16 protein-coding genes are annotated in these 14,157 nt (G+C 76.4%); 7 read left to right on the forward strand and 9 right to left on the reverse strand.

The features are described 5' to 3' along the window. Positions 1-16: 16 nt before the first annotated feature. The gene (locus ACIOFR_RS30435; RefSeq protein ID WP_401002445.1) at positions 17-1,294 is read left to right on the forward strand and encodes an MFS transporter; all 1,278 of its coding nucleotides are present in this window, start codon (positions 17-19) and stop codon (positions 1,292-1,294) included. A gap of 65 nt (positions 1,295-1,359) precedes the next feature. On the opposite strand, the gene ACIOFR_RS30440 is transcribed toward ACIOFR_RS30435, so the two are convergent. After that, complete coding sequence (locus tag ACIOFR_RS30440; RefSeq protein WP_401002446.1) at positions 1,360-2,151, reverse strand: ATP-grasp domain-containing protein; 792 nt, start codon at positions 2,149-2,151, stop codon at positions 1,360-1,362. Positions 2,152-2,280: 129 nt separating this feature from the next. On the opposite strand from ACIOFR_RS30440, the gene ACIOFR_RS30445 reads away from it, so the two are divergent. Then, the gene (locus tag ACIOFR_RS30445; RefSeq protein ID WP_401002447.1) at positions 2,281-3,045 is read left to right on the forward strand and encodes an enoyl-CoA hydratase family protein; all 765 of its coding nucleotides are present in this window, start codon (positions 2,281-2,283) and stop codon (positions 3,043-3,045) included. 13 nt (positions 3,046-3,058) lie between these two features. On the opposite strand, the gene ACIOFR_RS30450 is transcribed toward ACIOFR_RS30445, so the two are convergent. After that, a complete protein-coding gene (locus ACIOFR_RS30450; RefSeq protein WP_401002448.1) occupies positions 3,059-3,829 on the reverse strand; it encodes a maleylpyruvate isomerase family mycothiol-dependent enzyme in 771 nt (256 codons plus the stop codon). An 81-nt stretch (positions 3,830-3,910) separates the two neighbouring features. Between ACIOFR_RS30450 and ACIOFR_RS30455 the strand changes: the two genes are divergently transcribed. Further along, positions 3,911-4,663 carry an acyltransferase gene (locus ACIOFR_RS30455; RefSeq protein ID WP_401002449.1) on the forward strand — a complete coding sequence of 251 codons (753 nt, stop codon included), beginning with the start codon at positions 3,911-3,913 and terminating at the stop codon, positions 4,661-4,663. Positions 4,664-4,728: 65 nt separating this feature from the next. Here the strand turns inward: ACIOFR_RS30455 and ACIOFR_RS30460 are convergent, their stop codons facing one another. From ACIOFR_RS30460 to ACIOFR_RS30480, 5 genes are all read right to left on the reverse strand, one after another. Then, positions 4,729-5,211: a group II truncated hemoglobin gene (locus tag ACIOFR_RS30460; RefSeq protein ID WP_401002450.1), complete on the reverse strand. Its 483-nt coding sequence runs from the start codon at positions 5,209-5,211 to the stop codon at positions 4,729-4,731. 70 nt (positions 5,212-5,281) lie between these two features. After that, positions 5,282-6,178, reverse strand: coding sequence for an NAD-dependent epimerase/dehydratase family protein (locus tag ACIOFR_RS30465; RefSeq protein WP_401002451.1), 897 nt, complete (start codon positions 6,176-6,178; stop codon positions 5,282-5,284). A gap of 111 nt (positions 6,179-6,289) precedes the next feature. Continuing rightward, positions 6,290-6,859, reverse strand: a complete 570-nt coding sequence (locus ACIOFR_RS30470; protein ID WP_401002452.1) for a HutD family protein — start codon at positions 6,857-6,859, stop codon at positions 6,290-6,292. A gap of 192 nt (positions 6,860-7,051) precedes the next feature. Then, the gene (locus ACIOFR_RS30475; protein WP_401002453.1) at positions 7,052-7,258 is read right to left on the reverse strand and encodes a cold-shock protein; all 207 of its coding nucleotides are present in this window, start codon (positions 7,256-7,258) and stop codon (positions 7,052-7,054) included. A 121-nt stretch (positions 7,259-7,379) separates the two neighbouring features. Next, on the reverse strand, positions 7,380-8,678 hold the full coding sequence (locus ACIOFR_RS30480) for an MFS transporter (RefSeq protein WP_401002454.1): 1,299 nt from the start codon (positions 8,676-8,678) through the stop codon (positions 7,380-7,382). A gap of 17 nt (positions 8,679-8,695) precedes the next feature. Between ACIOFR_RS30480 and ACIOFR_RS30485 the strand changes: the two genes are divergently transcribed. Both ACIOFR_RS30485 and ACIOFR_RS30490 read left to right on the forward strand, forming a co-directional pair. Next, positions 8,696-9,952: an ROK family protein gene (locus tag ACIOFR_RS30485; RefSeq protein WP_401002455.1), complete on the forward strand. Its 1,257-nt coding sequence runs from the start codon at positions 8,696-8,698 to the stop codon at positions 9,950-9,952. A gap of 103 nt (positions 9,953-10,055) precedes the next feature. Continuing rightward, on the forward strand, positions 10,056-10,478 hold the full coding sequence (locus tag ACIOFR_RS30490) for a VOC family protein (protein ID WP_401002456.1): 423 nt from the start codon (positions 10,056-10,058) through the stop codon (positions 10,476-10,478). Here ACIOFR_RS30490 and ACIOFR_RS30495 read toward each other — a convergent pair. Next, a complete protein-coding gene (locus tag ACIOFR_RS30495; protein ID WP_401002501.1) occupies positions 10,450-11,073 on the reverse strand; it encodes a TetR family transcriptional regulator in 624 nt (207 codons plus the stop codon). The genes ACIOFR_RS30490 and ACIOFR_RS30495 overlap by 29 nt on opposite strands. A 94-nt stretch (positions 11,074-11,167) precedes the next feature. On the opposite strand from ACIOFR_RS30495, the gene ACIOFR_RS30500 reads away from it, so the two are divergent. Together ACIOFR_RS30500 and ACIOFR_RS30505 are read left to right on the forward strand one after the other, a co-directional pair. Next, positions 11,168-12,772 (forward strand): MFS transporter, encoded by a 1,605-nt coding sequence (locus ACIOFR_RS30500; protein WP_401002457.1) that lies wholly within the window; start codon positions 11,168-11,170, stop codon positions 12,770-12,772. Between the two features lie 121 nt (positions 12,773-12,893). Beyond that, positions 12,894-13,763, forward strand: a complete 870-nt coding sequence (locus tag ACIOFR_RS30505) for a PhzF family phenazine biosynthesis protein (RefSeq protein WP_401002458.1) — start codon at positions 12,894-12,896, stop codon at positions 13,761-13,763. A gap of 48 nt (positions 13,764-13,811) precedes the next feature. Here the strand turns inward: ACIOFR_RS30505 and ACIOFR_RS30510 are convergent, their stop codons facing one another. Next, on the reverse strand, positions 13,812-14,018 hold the full coding sequence (locus ACIOFR_RS30510; protein WP_401002459.1) for a hypothetical protein: 207 nt from the start codon (positions 14,016-14,018) through the stop codon (positions 13,812-13,814). Positions 14,019-14,157 lie beyond the last annotated feature (139 nt).

Below are 14,157 nucleotides of genomic sequence, written 5' to 3' on the forward strand. Positions count from 1 at the left end.
GCGATGTGATCCTTCCATGACCGCCAGCACCGCCGGCCGAGCCGGCCTCACCACCCTGCCCGCACGCCTGCTGCACCCCGACCCGATGGTGCGCCGGCTCACCCTGATCACCTTCGTCAACACCCTCGGCAGCGGCCTGTCGATGACGCTCGGCGTGCTCTGGTTCACCCGGATGCTCGGCTTCGGCGCCGCCCAGGTCGGACTCGGGCTCACCGCCGCCGGGCTGTGCGGTGTCCTGGCGGGCGTCCCCGCCGGGCGGGCGGCCGACCGGTGGGGGGCCAAGCGCGTCCTGGTCGCGCTGGTCACCGTGGAGGCGGTCGGCACCGTCGGCTACACCCTGGTCGGGTCGTACGCCGCGTTCGTCCCGCTCGCCTGCCTGGTGGCCGTCGCCGACCGCGGCGCCGCGGCCGTCCGCAACGCGCTCTACGCCGAGGTGCTGCCCCCCGACGGCCGGGTGGCCGGCCGGGCGTACCTGCGGTCCGTCACCAACATCGGCATCGCGCTCGGCGCCTGCCTGGCGGCGATCGCCCTCCAGGCCGACACCCGCGGCGCGTACCTGGCGGCGCTGCTCACCGACGCCGGCTCCTTCGTGGTGGTCGCGGTGCTGTTCGCGGTGCTGGTCCCGGACGCGGCCCGGCCGGCCGGTGCCGCCGACGCGGCCGCCGGCGGCCCGAACCCGGCCCTGCGCAACCTGCCGTTCCTCGCGGTGACCGCCCTGAACGGCGTGCTCACCCTGCAGTTCGCCATGCTGGAGGTCGGCGTGCCGCTGTGGATCGTCCGGGAGACCGAGGCGCCCCGCGCCATGGTGGCCGGCTCGATGCTGGTCAACACCGCGCTGGTGATCGCCCTCCAGGTCCGCGCGGCCCGGGGCGTCGAACGGCCGGCCGCCGCCGCCCGGGCCTTCCGCCGCGGCGGGCTGCTGGTCGCCGGCTCCTGCGGGGTGCTGGCGCTCGCCCACGGCGTGCCCGCCGCCGTCGCCGCGCTGCTGGTGGTCGCGGGCGTCGGCCTCCAGGCACTGGGCGAGGTGCTCGGCCAGGCCGGCACCTGGTCGCTCAGCTACGACCTGGCGGGTGAGGGCGCGCACGGCGCCTACCAGGGCGTCTTCAACACCGGGCAGTCGGCCGCCCTGATGCTCGGCCCGGCCCTGGTCACCTGGCTGGTGATCGGCCAGGGCGTGCTGGGGTGGGCGGTCCTCGCGGCCCTCTTCGCCGCGGGCGGCCTGGCGATGGGCCCCACCGTCCGCTGGGCCGAGGCCCGGTCCGCGGCCCGGCCGGAGCCGGCCGTGGCGGTCTGAGGCGCGGGCCCCGGATCCACCGGCGCACGGGCGGCCCCGGCCGGGCCGGCCGGCGGAGCCACCCGTCAGCGGACCACCGTGGGCAGCGCGCGCCGGTGCGGGAGATCGGCGGGCCGGACGTCCTGCTCGGGGCCGGCCGCGCGCAGCACGACGTCGAGCACCCGGTCCGGGTCACAGGCGTAACCGCCACTGGCCCAGGCGCTGTTGGCCTCGACCACGGCCCAGCCGCCGTCCGCGAGCAGGCCCACGTCGACGCTCACGGCGCTGGGCAGCCCGCCGAGGGCCAGTACGTCGGCGGTGAAGCCCAGGACCTCGGCGCGGTGCGGGTCCTCGTCCAGCGGCGCGACGTCGAGACCGCCGTCGGTCAGGTAGCGGCTGCCGGTCAGCACCTCGCCGTCCAGGACGAACAGCCGGTACTCGCGCCGGAACGTGACGATGTCGCTGACCAGCACCGCGAGGTCGTCCTCCAGCGCGTCCGGCCCGGGCAGCCCGCTGCCGTCCGGGTAGACCCGGGCGGCGAACAGCTTGTCGTTGGGCGGCTTGACGAAGGCCGGCCGGCGCAGCCCCCGGGCCTCGGCGAGGGTGGTGCACTCGACCTTGCGGCGGGTCAGCCCGAACGGCAGGCCGGGCAGCCAGCCGGGCGGGTCCTCCAGCACCGCGACGCCCAGGTCCCGGCCGACCGCGTCCGCGAACAGCGGACCGCCGTACAGGTGCGCCGGGCGCAGGCCGCGCAGCTCCGCGGGGACCTCCCAGCGGGTCGCGGTACGGGCGTGGATCCCGCGTCGGCGGGCGGCGGTGAGCAGCTGCAGACCGGTCTCGTTGATCCGGGGCGCGAGCAGCAGGAGGCGGTCGGTCATGCGGTCATGCTGCCCGAGCCGACCCGCCGCCGACCAGCGGGTTTCCGGGGCTCCCTGGCCCCGGCGGACCGCCTCGTGCGAGAGTCACCACCGTCCGACCCACCCTCAGCCGGAAAGCAGGCAGCCGCGATGACCCGCGAAGTCCCCTTCGTCCGCATCTCCACCGCCGACGCGGTCACCACCCTGGAGCTGGACTCCCCCCACAACCGCAACGCCCTCTCCACCCGGCTGATGGCGGAGCTGGCGAAGGGGCTGGCGGACGCGGCAGCCGACCCGGCGGTGCGGGCGGTGGTGCTCGGCCACACCGGCAAGGTGTTCTGCGCCGGCGCCGACCTGTCGGAGGCCACCGGCGACGACCCGACGGTCGGTCCGCGCGGCCTGGTGGACATCCAGCGCGCCATTGTGGACTGCCCGAAGCCGGTGATCGTGGTGGTGGACGGACACGTCCGGGCCGGCGGCCTCGGCCTGCTCGGCGCGGCCGACCTGGTGATCGCCGGGCCCGCCTCCACCTTCGCCTTCACCGAGGTCCGGCTGGGCCTGGCCCCCGCGGTGATCTCGCTGCCGCTGCGCCCCAAGCTGGACCCGCGGGCGGCCTCCCGCTACTACCTGACCGGTGAGACGTTCAAGGCCGCCGAGGCGGCCCGGATCGGGCTGATCACCGAGGCCGCCGAGGACGTGCAGGCGGCGCTCAAGGCGGTGCTGGAGGCCGTCCGGCTGGGCTCGCCGCAGGGCCTCGCCGAGTCGAAGCGGCTGGTCAACACGGAGGTGGTCGCCTCCTTCGAGCGGGACGCGCAGGAGCGGGTCGCCCAGTCGGCACGGCTGTTCGGCTCGGCGGAGGCCCAGGAGGGGATGCGGGCGTTCCTGGAGAAGCGTCCGGCGCCCTGGGCGCGCTGATCCCCGGGCCGCGTCAGCTCCAGCGGACCGACGAGCCGTCCTGCCAGAGGTCGAGGACCGCGAGGTCCCCGGTCGCCCGGACCCGGTCGGCCGGCAGGCGGTTCCAGAGCATCAGGTAGAGGTCGTGGGCCCGGCCGTCGACGGTGCAGTCGGCCGGTCCCTCGCCCTCGGTCACCACCACCGGGTCCTGGCTGACCGTCACCAGCCAGGCGGCCGGGCGGTCGGTGGGCCGGACCAGCAGCGTGCGCGGGCGCTCGCTGCGCAGCCGGCCGTAGGGCCGGGTCACGAAGCCGGTGAGCAGCTCGGCGATGCCGTCCTCGGCGAAGGCCGGGTCGGTGGGGGTCGGTTCGAAGGATCCGGCGGTCGACCGGGTCGCGGACTCGGCGTCCACCCGGTGCACGGCCGTCTCGTGCGCCTGCCGGCGGGCCCAGAAGGCCAGCGGGGACGGCGCGGGCAGGAAGCTCCAGCACGCCAGGTCCGCCGGGGCCTTCTCCAGTGCGGCCACCAGTGAGGCGTGGCCGTCCCGGAACCAGCCGACCAGGTCGCGGTCGTCCGGGTCCGGACCCCAGGCGGCCTGCGAGCCGGCGTCGTCCAGCGGGTGCGCGAGGCCCTCCCGGACGTGGGCGGCGGCCCAGCGGTGCACCTGGCCGGTGTGCCGGACGAGGTCCCGCAGCCGCCACTCGGGGCAGGTCACCACCGGCGCGTCGAGGTCGGTGCGGTCGGCGGTGTCGGCCAGCAGGGCGCCCTCGCGGCGCAGGGCGTCGAGGTGTTCGGAGATTTCCACGGAGGAAGTCTGCCAGCGATCCGATGTGATGTTGATCCCTCGCCCGGCCGACGCCGGGCCGGTGGCGGATACGGTATTCGCATGTCGATCACCCGTACCCTCCTGACCGCTGCCCGCTCCCGAGGCCGCCGTGCCGCCGGGCGGCTGGTGCACCGCGGGTGGCGCTGGGTGCAGGAGGTCGGCGCGGTCTCCAACCAGAACCCCGGCCCGTACCGGTTCGGAGAGCTGGGGGACGGCAGCAAGCTGGCGTTCCCGCTGGGCACGGTCTTCAACGAGCAGTCGATCTCCATCGGGCCGTTCTGCATCATCGGCGAGCGGGTCACCATCTCGGCGGGCTTCCTGCCGGGCCTCGACCTCGGTCCCGAGCCGATCGTCCGGATCGGCGGCGGCTGCGTGATAGGCCGGGGCAGTCACCTGGTCGGCCATCAGTCGATCGTGCTCGGGGACAACGTGTGGACCGGGCCGGGCGTGTACATCACCGACCAGGCGCACGAGTACCGGGACACCGAGCTGCCGATCGGCAAGCAGTGGCCGCGCAACGAGCCGGTCGAGATCGGGGCCGGTTCGTGGATCGGCACCGGCGCGGTGATCCTGCCCGGCGCCCGGATCGGCCGCAACGTGGTGGTCGCCGCCAACGCCGTGGTGCGCGGCGAGATCCCGGACCACAGTGTGGTCGCGGGAGCCCCGGCGAAGGTGGTCCGCAGCTGGACCGAGGACGAGGGCTGGCAGCCGCCGATCCGCTACGACGCCCCGCGCCCGCTGCCGGAGGGCGTCACCGCGGAGCAACTGCGGGCGCTGGTCGGCTGGGACCTGCACCTGCCCGGCGAGCAGTAGCCGGCGGCGGTACCGGGGGCCGGTTGCGGGCGGCCCCGGTACGGCTCCGGGGAGGGCGGCCGGGCTCAGCGCAGGCCCTGCCACCCCCAGCGCGGGGTGGGGCCCGGGTCGCCGAGGTCCTGTCCCACGGGCTCGGCGGAGACCTCGCGGGCGATCGTGGTGCCCCAGTCGAAGTACTCCATCACCCGGGTGCGCAGCAGTTCGTCGTCCGGCAGCTCCCGTTCGACGGCGGTGCCCATCAGCTCCATCCAGCGGCCGCGCTGCTCCTCGGTGATCGACAGCCCGAGGTGGGCGCGCAACAGGGCCTGGTGGCCGCCGAGTTCGGCGGTGAAGTCGGCCGGCCCGTCGAAGACCTCGGCGAGCCAGACGGCGACGTGCTCGATGTGGGTGCGGGTGAAGTCGGCGAAGACCGGCGCGAGCACCGGGTCGGCCAGCACCAGGTCGTAGAAGGTGTTGCTCAGCCGTCGTAGCGCGTCGATTCCGCCGACGGCCTGGTAGAGGGTCTCGGTGGGCTCCGGCACGGTGTCCTCCTCGGGGTTCGCTGTCACCGGCATCGCCTGTCCGACGATCCGTCAGGTCCCTTCGTTCCCACCTGTCACCGTGTCACGCGTCGCCGGGTCACCGGGCGGTGGACCGCCAGGCGTCCGCGACCAGTTCGTCCAGCGTCGAGCGCCCGGGGCGCCAGCCCAGCTCCCGCCGGATCAGCGTGGTGTCGGAGACCAGCCGCGGGGCCTCGGGCTGGGCCGGCCGGTGCACCACCGGCACCGGGCGGCCGGTCACCCGCTGCACCGCGGCGATGATCTCCAGCATGCTCGCCGGGGTCGCCCCGACGTTGTAGGTCGGGCCGGGCCGGGCCGCCTCCAGGGCCAGCAGGTAGGCCCGGGCCATGTCCTCGACGTGCACGAAGTCCCGTACCACGCTGCCGTCGCCGTTCAGCTCCAGCCGGGGGTGGCGGCCGGCGGCCACCGCGAGGGCCTTCGGGATGATCCGGGCCTCGTCGACGTCCCCGGTGCCGGCCGCGTTGAAGCAGCGCAGCACCACGGCCTGGACCTCGTCCTTCGCGGCCCGCTCCCGCAGCAGCTCCTCGGCGGCGAGCTTGGACGCGCCGTACGGGTTGCCGGGCGCCGGTGCGGTCGACTCGTCGATCGGCTGGTGCGGCGGCGCCCCGTACACCGCGGCCGTCGACCCGAACACCACCCTGGCCCGGCCCGGCAGCCCGGCCAGGGCGTCCAGCAGGGCCGCCATCCCGCCGTGGTTGACCTCCCAGTGCGCCTCGGGCCGGTCCACCGACTCCCGTCCCCGGGTCAGCGCGGCCAGGTGGCAGACGCCGCCGACCCCGGCCAGGGCCGGTTCCAGCGCGGCGCGGTCCCGGATGTCGCCCTGCCAGACGCGGGCCACCGGGAGGTCGGGCCGCGGCTCGGCGCGCCGGGTGAACGCCCACACCTCGTGCCCGGCCGCGGCCAACTGCCGCACCACGGCGCCCCCGACGAAGCCGTACGCTCCGGTCACCAGCACCCGCACACCCCACCGCCTTCCCCCGGCCGCATCCGGCCGACATCTCTCGCGAACCCGTCCCGCCCCGGCGGCCGGCGCCGCCGCGGCCCCTCGTCGTGACCCGTGGCGTGCTCAGCCGGGTCGGCGCAGGGTCACCAGGGCGGCCACGCCGTCGACCCGCAGCAGGTCCTCGGTGCCGGCGGGCAGCAGCGCGGCGTCGAACCGCTCCAGCCGCAGGTCGGCGGCGCCCAGCGCGGCGCTGCCGGCCAGGCAGACCAGCAGCAGCTCGGCCTGCCCGGGCACCCGCAGTTCGCGCTGGAAGTCGGTGACCTCCACCTCGGCGGCGGCCCGGCCCCGGCGGGTCATCACGTTGAAGTCGACCACCGGGCCGTCCAGCAGCACGCAGTCCGTGGCGGCGTCGCCGGGGAAGGCGAACGGCCGGAACGGCGCGTCCAGCCGGTGCTCGTCGCCGTCGACGGTCAGGGCCATGCCGGCGCCCTCGACCACGGTGATCACGCGGTCGACTCCCTCGAAGCGGGAGAACGGGCCGCCCGCGCCGACGTCGGCCAGGCTCACCCGCCAGGCGAAGTCGGTCAGGCCGGAGCCGGCCGGGAAGCCCGCCACCTCGCGGGTCACTCCGCCGCCGTTGAGCCAGGGGGTGGCCGCCCGGTCGCCCGCCCGCAGTACCTCGATCGTCGCCATCTGTCCCGTCCGTCCCGTTCGTGCTCGTCGGTCGCATCCTGCCACGCCCGGTTCGGCCGGGTGCGGGCGGCGGGAGCGGGCGGTGCGCGGGCGGGCGGTGCGGTGCCCGGGTGGGGCGGTGCGGTGCCCGGGTGGGGCGGGAAACGCGGAGGTCCCGCCCCGCGCAGGGCGGGGCGGGACCTCGGTGGGGCCTCAGCCGATCGGCACGACCCGCTCGGCCTGCGGGCCCTTCGGTCCCTGGGTGACGTCGTACTCCACCCGGTTGCCCTCCTCCAGCGACTTGAAGCCGGAGGTCTGGATGGCAGAGAAGTGGACGAACACGTCCGGGCCGCCGTCGTCCTGCTGGATGAAGCCGAACCCCTTGTCGGCGTTGAACCACTTCACGGTGCCAGTAGCCATCGGTGCGTGCGTCTCCTTCGCTGCCACCGCGTGTGCCGGGCACACGCGCCGCGCCCGTCGCAGCCCGCTGCTGCCGGGACCGGGCGTTTTCCATCCTCCCCGGGCCGGGCCGTTCCGGCGGTCAGGCAGCCGGTGTGTCGCACGGTGTGTCCGGCCGGGTACGGGCGGTGCGCGGGCGGTTGCCGCCGGCGAGCGCGAGCAGGGCGGCCAGCGCCGAGGTCGCCGCCACGGTGGTGAGCGCCGCCGGCAGGCTGCTGGCGTCGGCGAGGAAGCCGATCACCGGCGGGCCGATCAGCATGCCGGCGTACCCGAGGGTCGAGGCCGTGGCCACGCCCTGCGGGCCGCCGGCCGCGCCGGCCTGCGCGATCGCGAGCGGGAACAGGTTGGCCAGGCCCAGGCCGACCAGCACGAAACCGCCCAGCGCGGCCGGGACGTTCGGGGCCAGCGCCGCCAGCAGCATCCCGCCGCCCGCGGTCAGGCCGCCGGCCAGCATCAGCCGGCGCTGGCCGAGCCGGACGGACAGCCAGGTACCGCCGACCCGGCCGGCCGTCATGGCCAGCGCGTATGTCGCGTACCCGGCCGCGGCGAGCCCGGCGCTCGCGTGCACGTCGTCCGTGAGGTGCAGCGTCGCCCAGTCGGCCAGCGCACCCTCGCCGTACGCGGTGAACAGGGCGGTCAGGCCGAGCAGCAGCACCAGCAGGCGTACGTGCCGCGCGGGGGACTCCGGCCGCACCGGGCCGCCCGCCGGCCGGGCGGCCGGGGCCGGGCCGGCCGCGGGGGCGCGCAGCAGGACGACGCCCGCGGCGGCGGTGACCGCCAGCCCGAGGAGCCCGCCGAGGGCGAGCGCCCAGGCGGTGCTGAGGGTGCCCGCGAGCAGTCCGCCGACCGCCGCGCCGAGCAGGCCGCCCAGGCTGTACCCGGCGTGGAAACTGGGCATGACGGGCCGCCGGAGCTGGGCCACCAGGTCGACGGCGGCGCTGTTCATCGCCACGTTCGCCGCGCCGTAACCCGCGCCGAAGAGCAGCAGGACGGCGCCGAGCGCGGCCACCGAGTGGGTGTGCGCGGGCAGCGGGACGGCCAGGGCGAGCAGGGTGAGCGAGCCGACGGTGACCGGCCGGCTGCCGTACCGCACGCAGAGCCGGCCGACCACCGGCATGGTGGCCACGGCGCCCGCCGACACGCACAGCAGGGCGAGGCCGAGCGCGCTGTGCGAGGCGGCGACCTGGGCCCGGACGTCCGGGATCCGGACCACCCAGGCGGCGAACAGGAAGCCGTCGACGGCGAAGAACGCGGTGAGGGCGAGACGGGCGGCGGACCAGGTGGCGGGCGCGGCCGGAGCGGCGCCGGGGGCCTCGGAGGTGCGGCCGGGCGGGTGGTCGTGGGTGCGGTGCGGGACGGTGGTTTTGTTTATGGGCGGCACAAAGTCAGAATAGGGGAGTGCCGCACTCACCGACAAGCCCGTTCACCGCCCCCGAGCCCCGGCGCCGCCCCGTACCGGACCGGGGACGCACCCTGCTCGGCCCGGCGCTGCGCCTCGTCCACCTCGGACAGGCCCCCACCCGCTCGGCGCTCACCACGCGCCTCGACGTGACCAGGGCCACGGCCGGCGCCGTCACCGCCGAGCTGGAGTCGCTCGGCCTGATCACCGTCGACTCCCGGCCGGCCGGCGGCGGCCGTGGCCGGCCCTCGCACCGCCTCGCCGTCGACCCCGACGGCCCGGTGGTGGTCGCCGCCCAGCTCCACGCCGACGGCGTCAGCGTCTCGCTGGCCGGCCTCGGCGGGCGCCTGGTCGACCCCGTCCACCTGCCGCTGCCCGACGCCACCGACCCGGTCCGGCTGCTGCGCGCCGTCGCCCGGACCGGCGCCCGGCTCGCCGCCGCCGCCGGCGACCGTCGCTGCCTCGGGATCGCCCTCGCCCTGCCGAACCCGGTCACCGAACCGGACGGCACCGCGCTCGCCGCCCTGCACTTCGCCTGGCCCAGCGGCACCCCGGTGGCCGACCTGTTCGCCGCCGAGGTCGCCCGCGCCGACTTCGGACCGGGCGCACCCGCCGACCTGCCCAGCGCGGTCGCCAACGACGCCAACCTCGCAGCCCTCGCCGAACACCGCCACGGCGCCGGCCGCGACGCCCGCCACCTGCTGCTGGTCACCTCCGGCCACCGCGGCGTCGGCGGCGCCCTGGTCATCGACGGCCGCCTGCACACCGGCAGCGCCGGACTCGCCCTGGAGGTCGGCCACCTGACCGTCGACCCGCAGGGCCGCCGCTGCCCCTGCGGCAACCGCGGCTGCCTGAACGCCGAGACCGACCCCGAAGCGCTGCTCGCCGCCGCCGGCCGCACCGCCGACCCGGCCCGCCCGGTCCTCGCCCAGGCCCGGGAGCTGGCCCGGTCCGCAGCGGTCAACCCGGCCGCCCGCGCCGCCGTCGAGCACGTCGTCGACCGCCTCGGGCTCGGCCTGGCGGGCCTGGTGAACATCCTCAACCCGGACCGGATCGTGCTCAGCGGCCTGCACCTCGACCTTCTCGCCGGCGCCCCCGACCGGCTGGCCGCCGTGGTCGCCGACCGCTGCCTGTGGGGCCGCAGCGGCCGGGTGCCGATCGTCCCCGCCCAGGTCCGCCACGCCGGCCTGGTCGGCGCCGCCGAACTCGCCTGGGAGTACTACCTCGACGACCCGCAGGCGGCCGCCCCGGCGTGACCGCGCGGCGGGCGCCCCGCCGATCCCCGGAGCCGGGGCGGGCGGAGCGCCCGGGCCGTAGGCTCAAGCCCCGGGGCCCGGTGGCGGCGGGGTTGGAGGAGTGATGGCGTACGTGCTCGACCACGTGGTGCTGTGGGTGGCGGACCCGGTCCGGTCGGCCGCGTTCTACCGGGAGGTGCTCGGCCTGGAGCCGTTGCGGCTGGCGGAGTACCGGGACGGCGCGGCGCCGTTCGTCAGCGTCCGGGTGAGCCCGTCGACCATCCTCGACCTGACGCCGCGCAGCAGTGCGCCCGCGCTCGACGCCACCCCCGGGGCCGAGGGCAGTGCCGGGCACCCGGTCAATCACGTGTGCCTCGCGATGACCGCCGAGGAGTACGACGCGCTGCGCGCCAGGCTCCTCGCCGGCGGACACCGGGTGACGCCGGACCGGGCGGACCTGTACGGGGCCCGAGGGCCCGCGCCGCGCTCCTGCTACTTCCCGGACCCGGACGGCAACGTCATCGAGGCCCGGCACTACGACCGGTAGTGCGGGCCGGCTCCCGCAGGGCGTAGCGCAGCGGGGGCGTGGAGAAGCGCACGATTTCATCAACCGGCATCGATGCCACCGGCTCCAGACGCAGGACGCACCGGGTGAGGATCAGGCCGGCCATCTGGGTGCAGAAGTGGCCGGCCCTGCGGTGGGCGTCCGGGCCGCCGATCCGGGCCGCGATCTTGTCGATCATCTCCCGTTCGATCACCTCCTTGACCAGGGCCGACAGGGCCGGGTCCTGGGCGGCGCCGGCCAGCATGGCGCGCAGCGGGGCCGCGGTCTCCGGGTCGTCCCAGACGGTGAGCATCGCCCGCAGGGCGCGCTGCGGGAACGTCGCCAGGTCGCCTTCGAGGGTGTGGGCGAGCAGCTCGGCCGGGTTGGCGGCCAGGGCCAGGCAGGCGCCGAAGAGGCCCTTCTTGGAGCCGAAGAAATAGCTGACCAGGGCGAGGTCCACGGACGCCTCGGCGGCGATCGACCGCAGGGTGACCGCGTGGTACCCCTCGGCGAGGAAGCGGCGGCGTGCGACGGCGAGGATCTGCGCCCGGGTGTCCGGGCTGCCGGTCCGCCGGCCCCGACGCGGCTGGTTATTCATCACGGTTGAAATGCTAGTCGCGCCGCCGCCAGCCTGGACCGCAGGCCGCCGGAGCAGACCGGCAGCCCTCACCGGAACCGGAAGAGGGGCAACCATGCCTGCCGTCAAGCCGCCCGACCCGTCGGCCGCCACCGGGCACCCGGCCCGCCACGGCGCCGTCCTCCTGGTCACCTGCCTCGCACTGGGCGCGGTCGTCGCCGCGATGGCCTCGCTCAACGTGGCCCTGCCCGACCTCGGCCGGGAGACCCGGGCGAGCCAGACCCAGCTGTCCTGGATCGTCGACGCCTACGGCCTGGTGTTCGCCGCGCTGCTGCTCCCGGCCGGCGCGATCGGCGACCGGTTCGGCCGCCGCCGGGCCCTGCTCGCCGGTCTGGCGGTCTACGGCGGCGGCTCCGGACTGGCCGCCCTGACCACCGACCCGGGCACGCTGCTGGTGCTGCGCGGCGTCCTCGGGGCCGGCGCCGCGCTCGTCATGCCGGCCACCCTGTCGACCATCACCAGCACCTTCCCGCGCGCCCGGCGGGCCAGGGCGGTCAGCGTCTGGGCGGCCGTCGCCGGCGCCAGCGCGGTGGTGGGGCTGCTCGCCTCCGGCACACTGCTGGAGTTCTGGTCCTGGCGCTCGGTGTTCCTGCTGAACGTCCTGCTCGCCCTGGTGGCCCTGGTGGGCACCCTGCTGTTCGTCCCCGAGTCGGCGGAGCCCGGCGCCCCACGGGTCGACGTGGTCGGCGCCCTGCTGGTGGCGGCGGGCCTGGCGGCGCTGGTGTACTCGGTGATCGAGGCGCCGACCCGCGGCTGGGGCGACCCGGCGACCCTCGGCGGGATCGCTCTGGGCCTGGCCGTGCTGGCCGGCTTCACCGGCTGGGAGCTGAGGCAGCGTCACCCGCTCCTCGATCCAGGGCTGTTCCGCAACCGCCGGTTCGCCGCCGGATCGATCTCGATCACGCTGCAGTTCTTCGCCTTCTTCGGCTACATCTTCGTGGTGATGCAGTACCTGCAGCTCGTCCGGGGCGACAGCGCGCTCACCGCCGCGCTGAGCGTGCTGCCGATGGCCGTCGCGATGGTGCCGCTCTCCCGCCTCAGCCCGGTGCTGACCGGCCGGTTCGGCGCCCGCCGCCCGTGGCTCGCCGGCCTGCTGCTGATCGCCGCCGCCCTGGCCGTCCTGGCCACGCTGGACGCCGGCAGCCCGTACGGTCTGGTGCTCGCCGGACTGCTCCCGCTCGGCGCCGGCATGGGCCTGGCGATGACCCCGGCCACCACCGCCGTCACGGACGCGCTGCCGCGCTCGCTCCAGAACGTCGGCTCCGCGATGAACGACCTCTCCCGCGAACTCGGCGGCGCCCTCGGCATCGCCGTCCTCGGCAGCATCCTGAGCGCCACCTACCGCCGCCACCTGGAACTGCCGGGGCTGCCCGCGGACCTCGCCGACCGGGCCCGCTCCTCACTGGGCGCCGCGAGCGCGGCCGGGGGCGCGGTGGCCGAGCAGGCCAGGTCCGCGTTCGTGGACGGCATGCGGCTCGCCCTGCTGGGCGGCGCCGCCGCCACCCTCCTCGCCGCGCTCGTGGTGGCCCTGCTGCTGCGCCGGCCCGGACAGCCCGCGGAGGGCGAGCCGGACGGCGCGGACGGCACGGTGACTCCGGCAGACGCACGGCGCGCCACCCGGGCCACCGTGGTCCGGCTGCCGGAACGCGTGGACGGCTGACGGCACGTCACCCCACGCCCCCGAGGCCGCCGGCGCACCCCGGCTCCCGCGGGGGCGTGCCCGCCGCGTGACGCGCCGAGGAGAGGGAATCGAAAGGCCGGGCCCCGGCGTTCGCCCCGGCATGAACGACTCGCTCTCCTCCGAGGTCCTGCGCTACGCCGCCTTCACCGCCGACCCGGACGGCGGCAACCCGGCCGGCGTGGTCCTGGACGCCACCGGCCTCGACGCCGCCGACCAGCTCGCCGTCGCCGCCGACCTCGGCTACTCCGAGACCGCCTTCCTCACCCGCGCGCCGGCCGGCGACCGCGCCTTCGCGGTGCGGTACTTCAGCCCGAAGGCCGAGGTGCCGTTCTGCGGACACGCCACGGTGGCGGCGGCCGTCGCGGTGGCGGAGCGGATCGGGGCCGGGGAACTGCTCTTCGAGACCAAGGCCGGTCCCGTTCCGGTCCTGGTCGAGCGCGCCCCCGACGGCACCCTGTCGGCGACCCTGACCAGCGTCGAACCGCACGTCGGGCCCGTCACCGCAGCGGACCTCACGGAGGCACTGGCCGCCCTCGACTGGACCGAGGACGAGCTCGACCCCACCCTCCCGCCGCGGATCGCCTACGCGGGCGCCCGCCACCTGGTGCTGGCCGCCGCCACCCGGGCCCGGCTCGCGGCGCTCTCCTACGACTTCGAGCGGCTGGCCGCGCTGATGACCCGGCTCGACCTGATCACCCTTCAACTGGTGTACCGGGAGTCCGAGCACGTCTTCCACGTCCGCGACCCGTTCCCGGTCGGCGGCGTGGTGGAGGACCCGGCCACCGGAGCGGCGGCCGCCGCCTTCGGCGCGTACCTGCGGGAGCTGCACGGCGTGCGGGAGGCGGAGCTCACCCTGCACCAGGGCGAGGACCTCGGCCGCCCGGGGGTGCTGCGGGTGGAGCTGCGCCCCGGTGACTCCCGGGTCCGGGTCGGTGGCACGGCCGTCCCGATCGGGCCGCGCACGGCCTGATCGGCGCGGGGCGGGGGCGGGGGGCGGGGGGCGGGGGAGGGGCCGGGGCTACGGGCGACGGCGGTCGGCCCGGCCGGGCGACAGGATCTCGTCGAGGACGTCCGCGACGATCCGGTGGACGGTGGCCTCCAGCCGGGCGGTGTCCGACGGCGGCCCGCCGGTGTCGGGGGCGAGGGGTTCCGACTCGCGCCGCCGAGCCCAGTCGCGTGCCCTGCGGATGCGTTCGAGCAGCTCGTTGGCGTTGACCTCAGACATGTCCCGACGCTCCCACCGGCCCGCCGACCGGCGGCCCCGACATGCTCCGGGCCGCCGCGAGGTTCACCCCTTTCCCGCACCCGGACGTACCGGGGCCGCCGCGTACTACGGGAGGAGTAGCCGCGGCCACGCCGCAGGA

It is taken from the genome of Kitasatospora sp. NPDC088346 (genome assembly GCF_044740765.1).
GTDB lineage: Bacteria > Actinomycetota > Actinomycetes > Streptomycetales > Streptomycetaceae > Kitasatospora.

What these genes read in the sequence shown, in the direction of transcription:
- ACIOFR_RS30435 (WP_401002445.1), top strand. Translation starts at nt 17, where the DNA reads ATGACCGCCAGCACCGCCGGCCGAGCCGGCCTCACCACCCTGCCCGCA.
- ACIOFR_RS30440 (WP_401002446.1), bottom strand. Translation starts at nt 2,151, where the DNA reads ATGACCGACCGCCTCCTGCTGCTCGCGCCCCGGATCAACGAGACCGGT.
- ACIOFR_RS30445 (WP_401002447.1), top strand. Translation starts at nt 2,281, where the DNA reads ATGACCCGCGAAGTCCCCTTCGTCCGCATCTCCACCGCCGACGCGGTC.
- ACIOFR_RS30455 (WP_401002449.1), top strand. Translation starts at nt 3,911, where the DNA reads ATGTCGATCACCCGTACCCTCCTGACCGCTGCCCGCTCCCGAGGCCGC.
- ACIOFR_RS30470 (WP_401002452.1), bottom strand. Translation starts at nt 6,859, where the DNA reads ATGGCGACGATCGAGGTACTGCGGGCGGGCGACCGGGCGGCCACCCCC.
- ACIOFR_RS30475 (WP_401002453.1), bottom strand. Translation starts at nt 7,258, where the DNA reads ATGGCTACTGGCACCGTGAAGTGGTTCAACGCCGACAAGGGGTTCGGC.
- ACIOFR_RS30490 (WP_401002456.1), top strand. Translation starts at nt 10,056, where the DNA reads ATGGCGTACGTGCTCGACCACGTGGTGCTGTGGGTGGCGGACCCGGTC.
- ACIOFR_RS30495 (WP_401002501.1), bottom strand. Translation starts at nt 11,073, where the DNA reads ATGAATAACCAGCCGCGTCGGGGCCGGCGGACCGGCAGCCCGGACACC.
- ACIOFR_RS30500 (WP_401002457.1), top strand. Translation starts at nt 11,168, where the DNA reads ATGCCTGCCGTCAAGCCGCCCGACCCGTCGGCCGCCACCGGGCACCCG.
- ACIOFR_RS30505 (WP_401002458.1), top strand. Translation starts at nt 12,894, where the DNA reads ATGAACGACTCGCTCTCCTCCGAGGTCCTGCGCTACGCCGCCTTCACC.
- ACIOFR_RS30510 (WP_401002459.1), bottom strand. Translation starts at nt 14,018, where the DNA reads ATGTCTGAGGTCAACGCCAACGAGCTGCTCGAACGCATCCGCAGGGCA.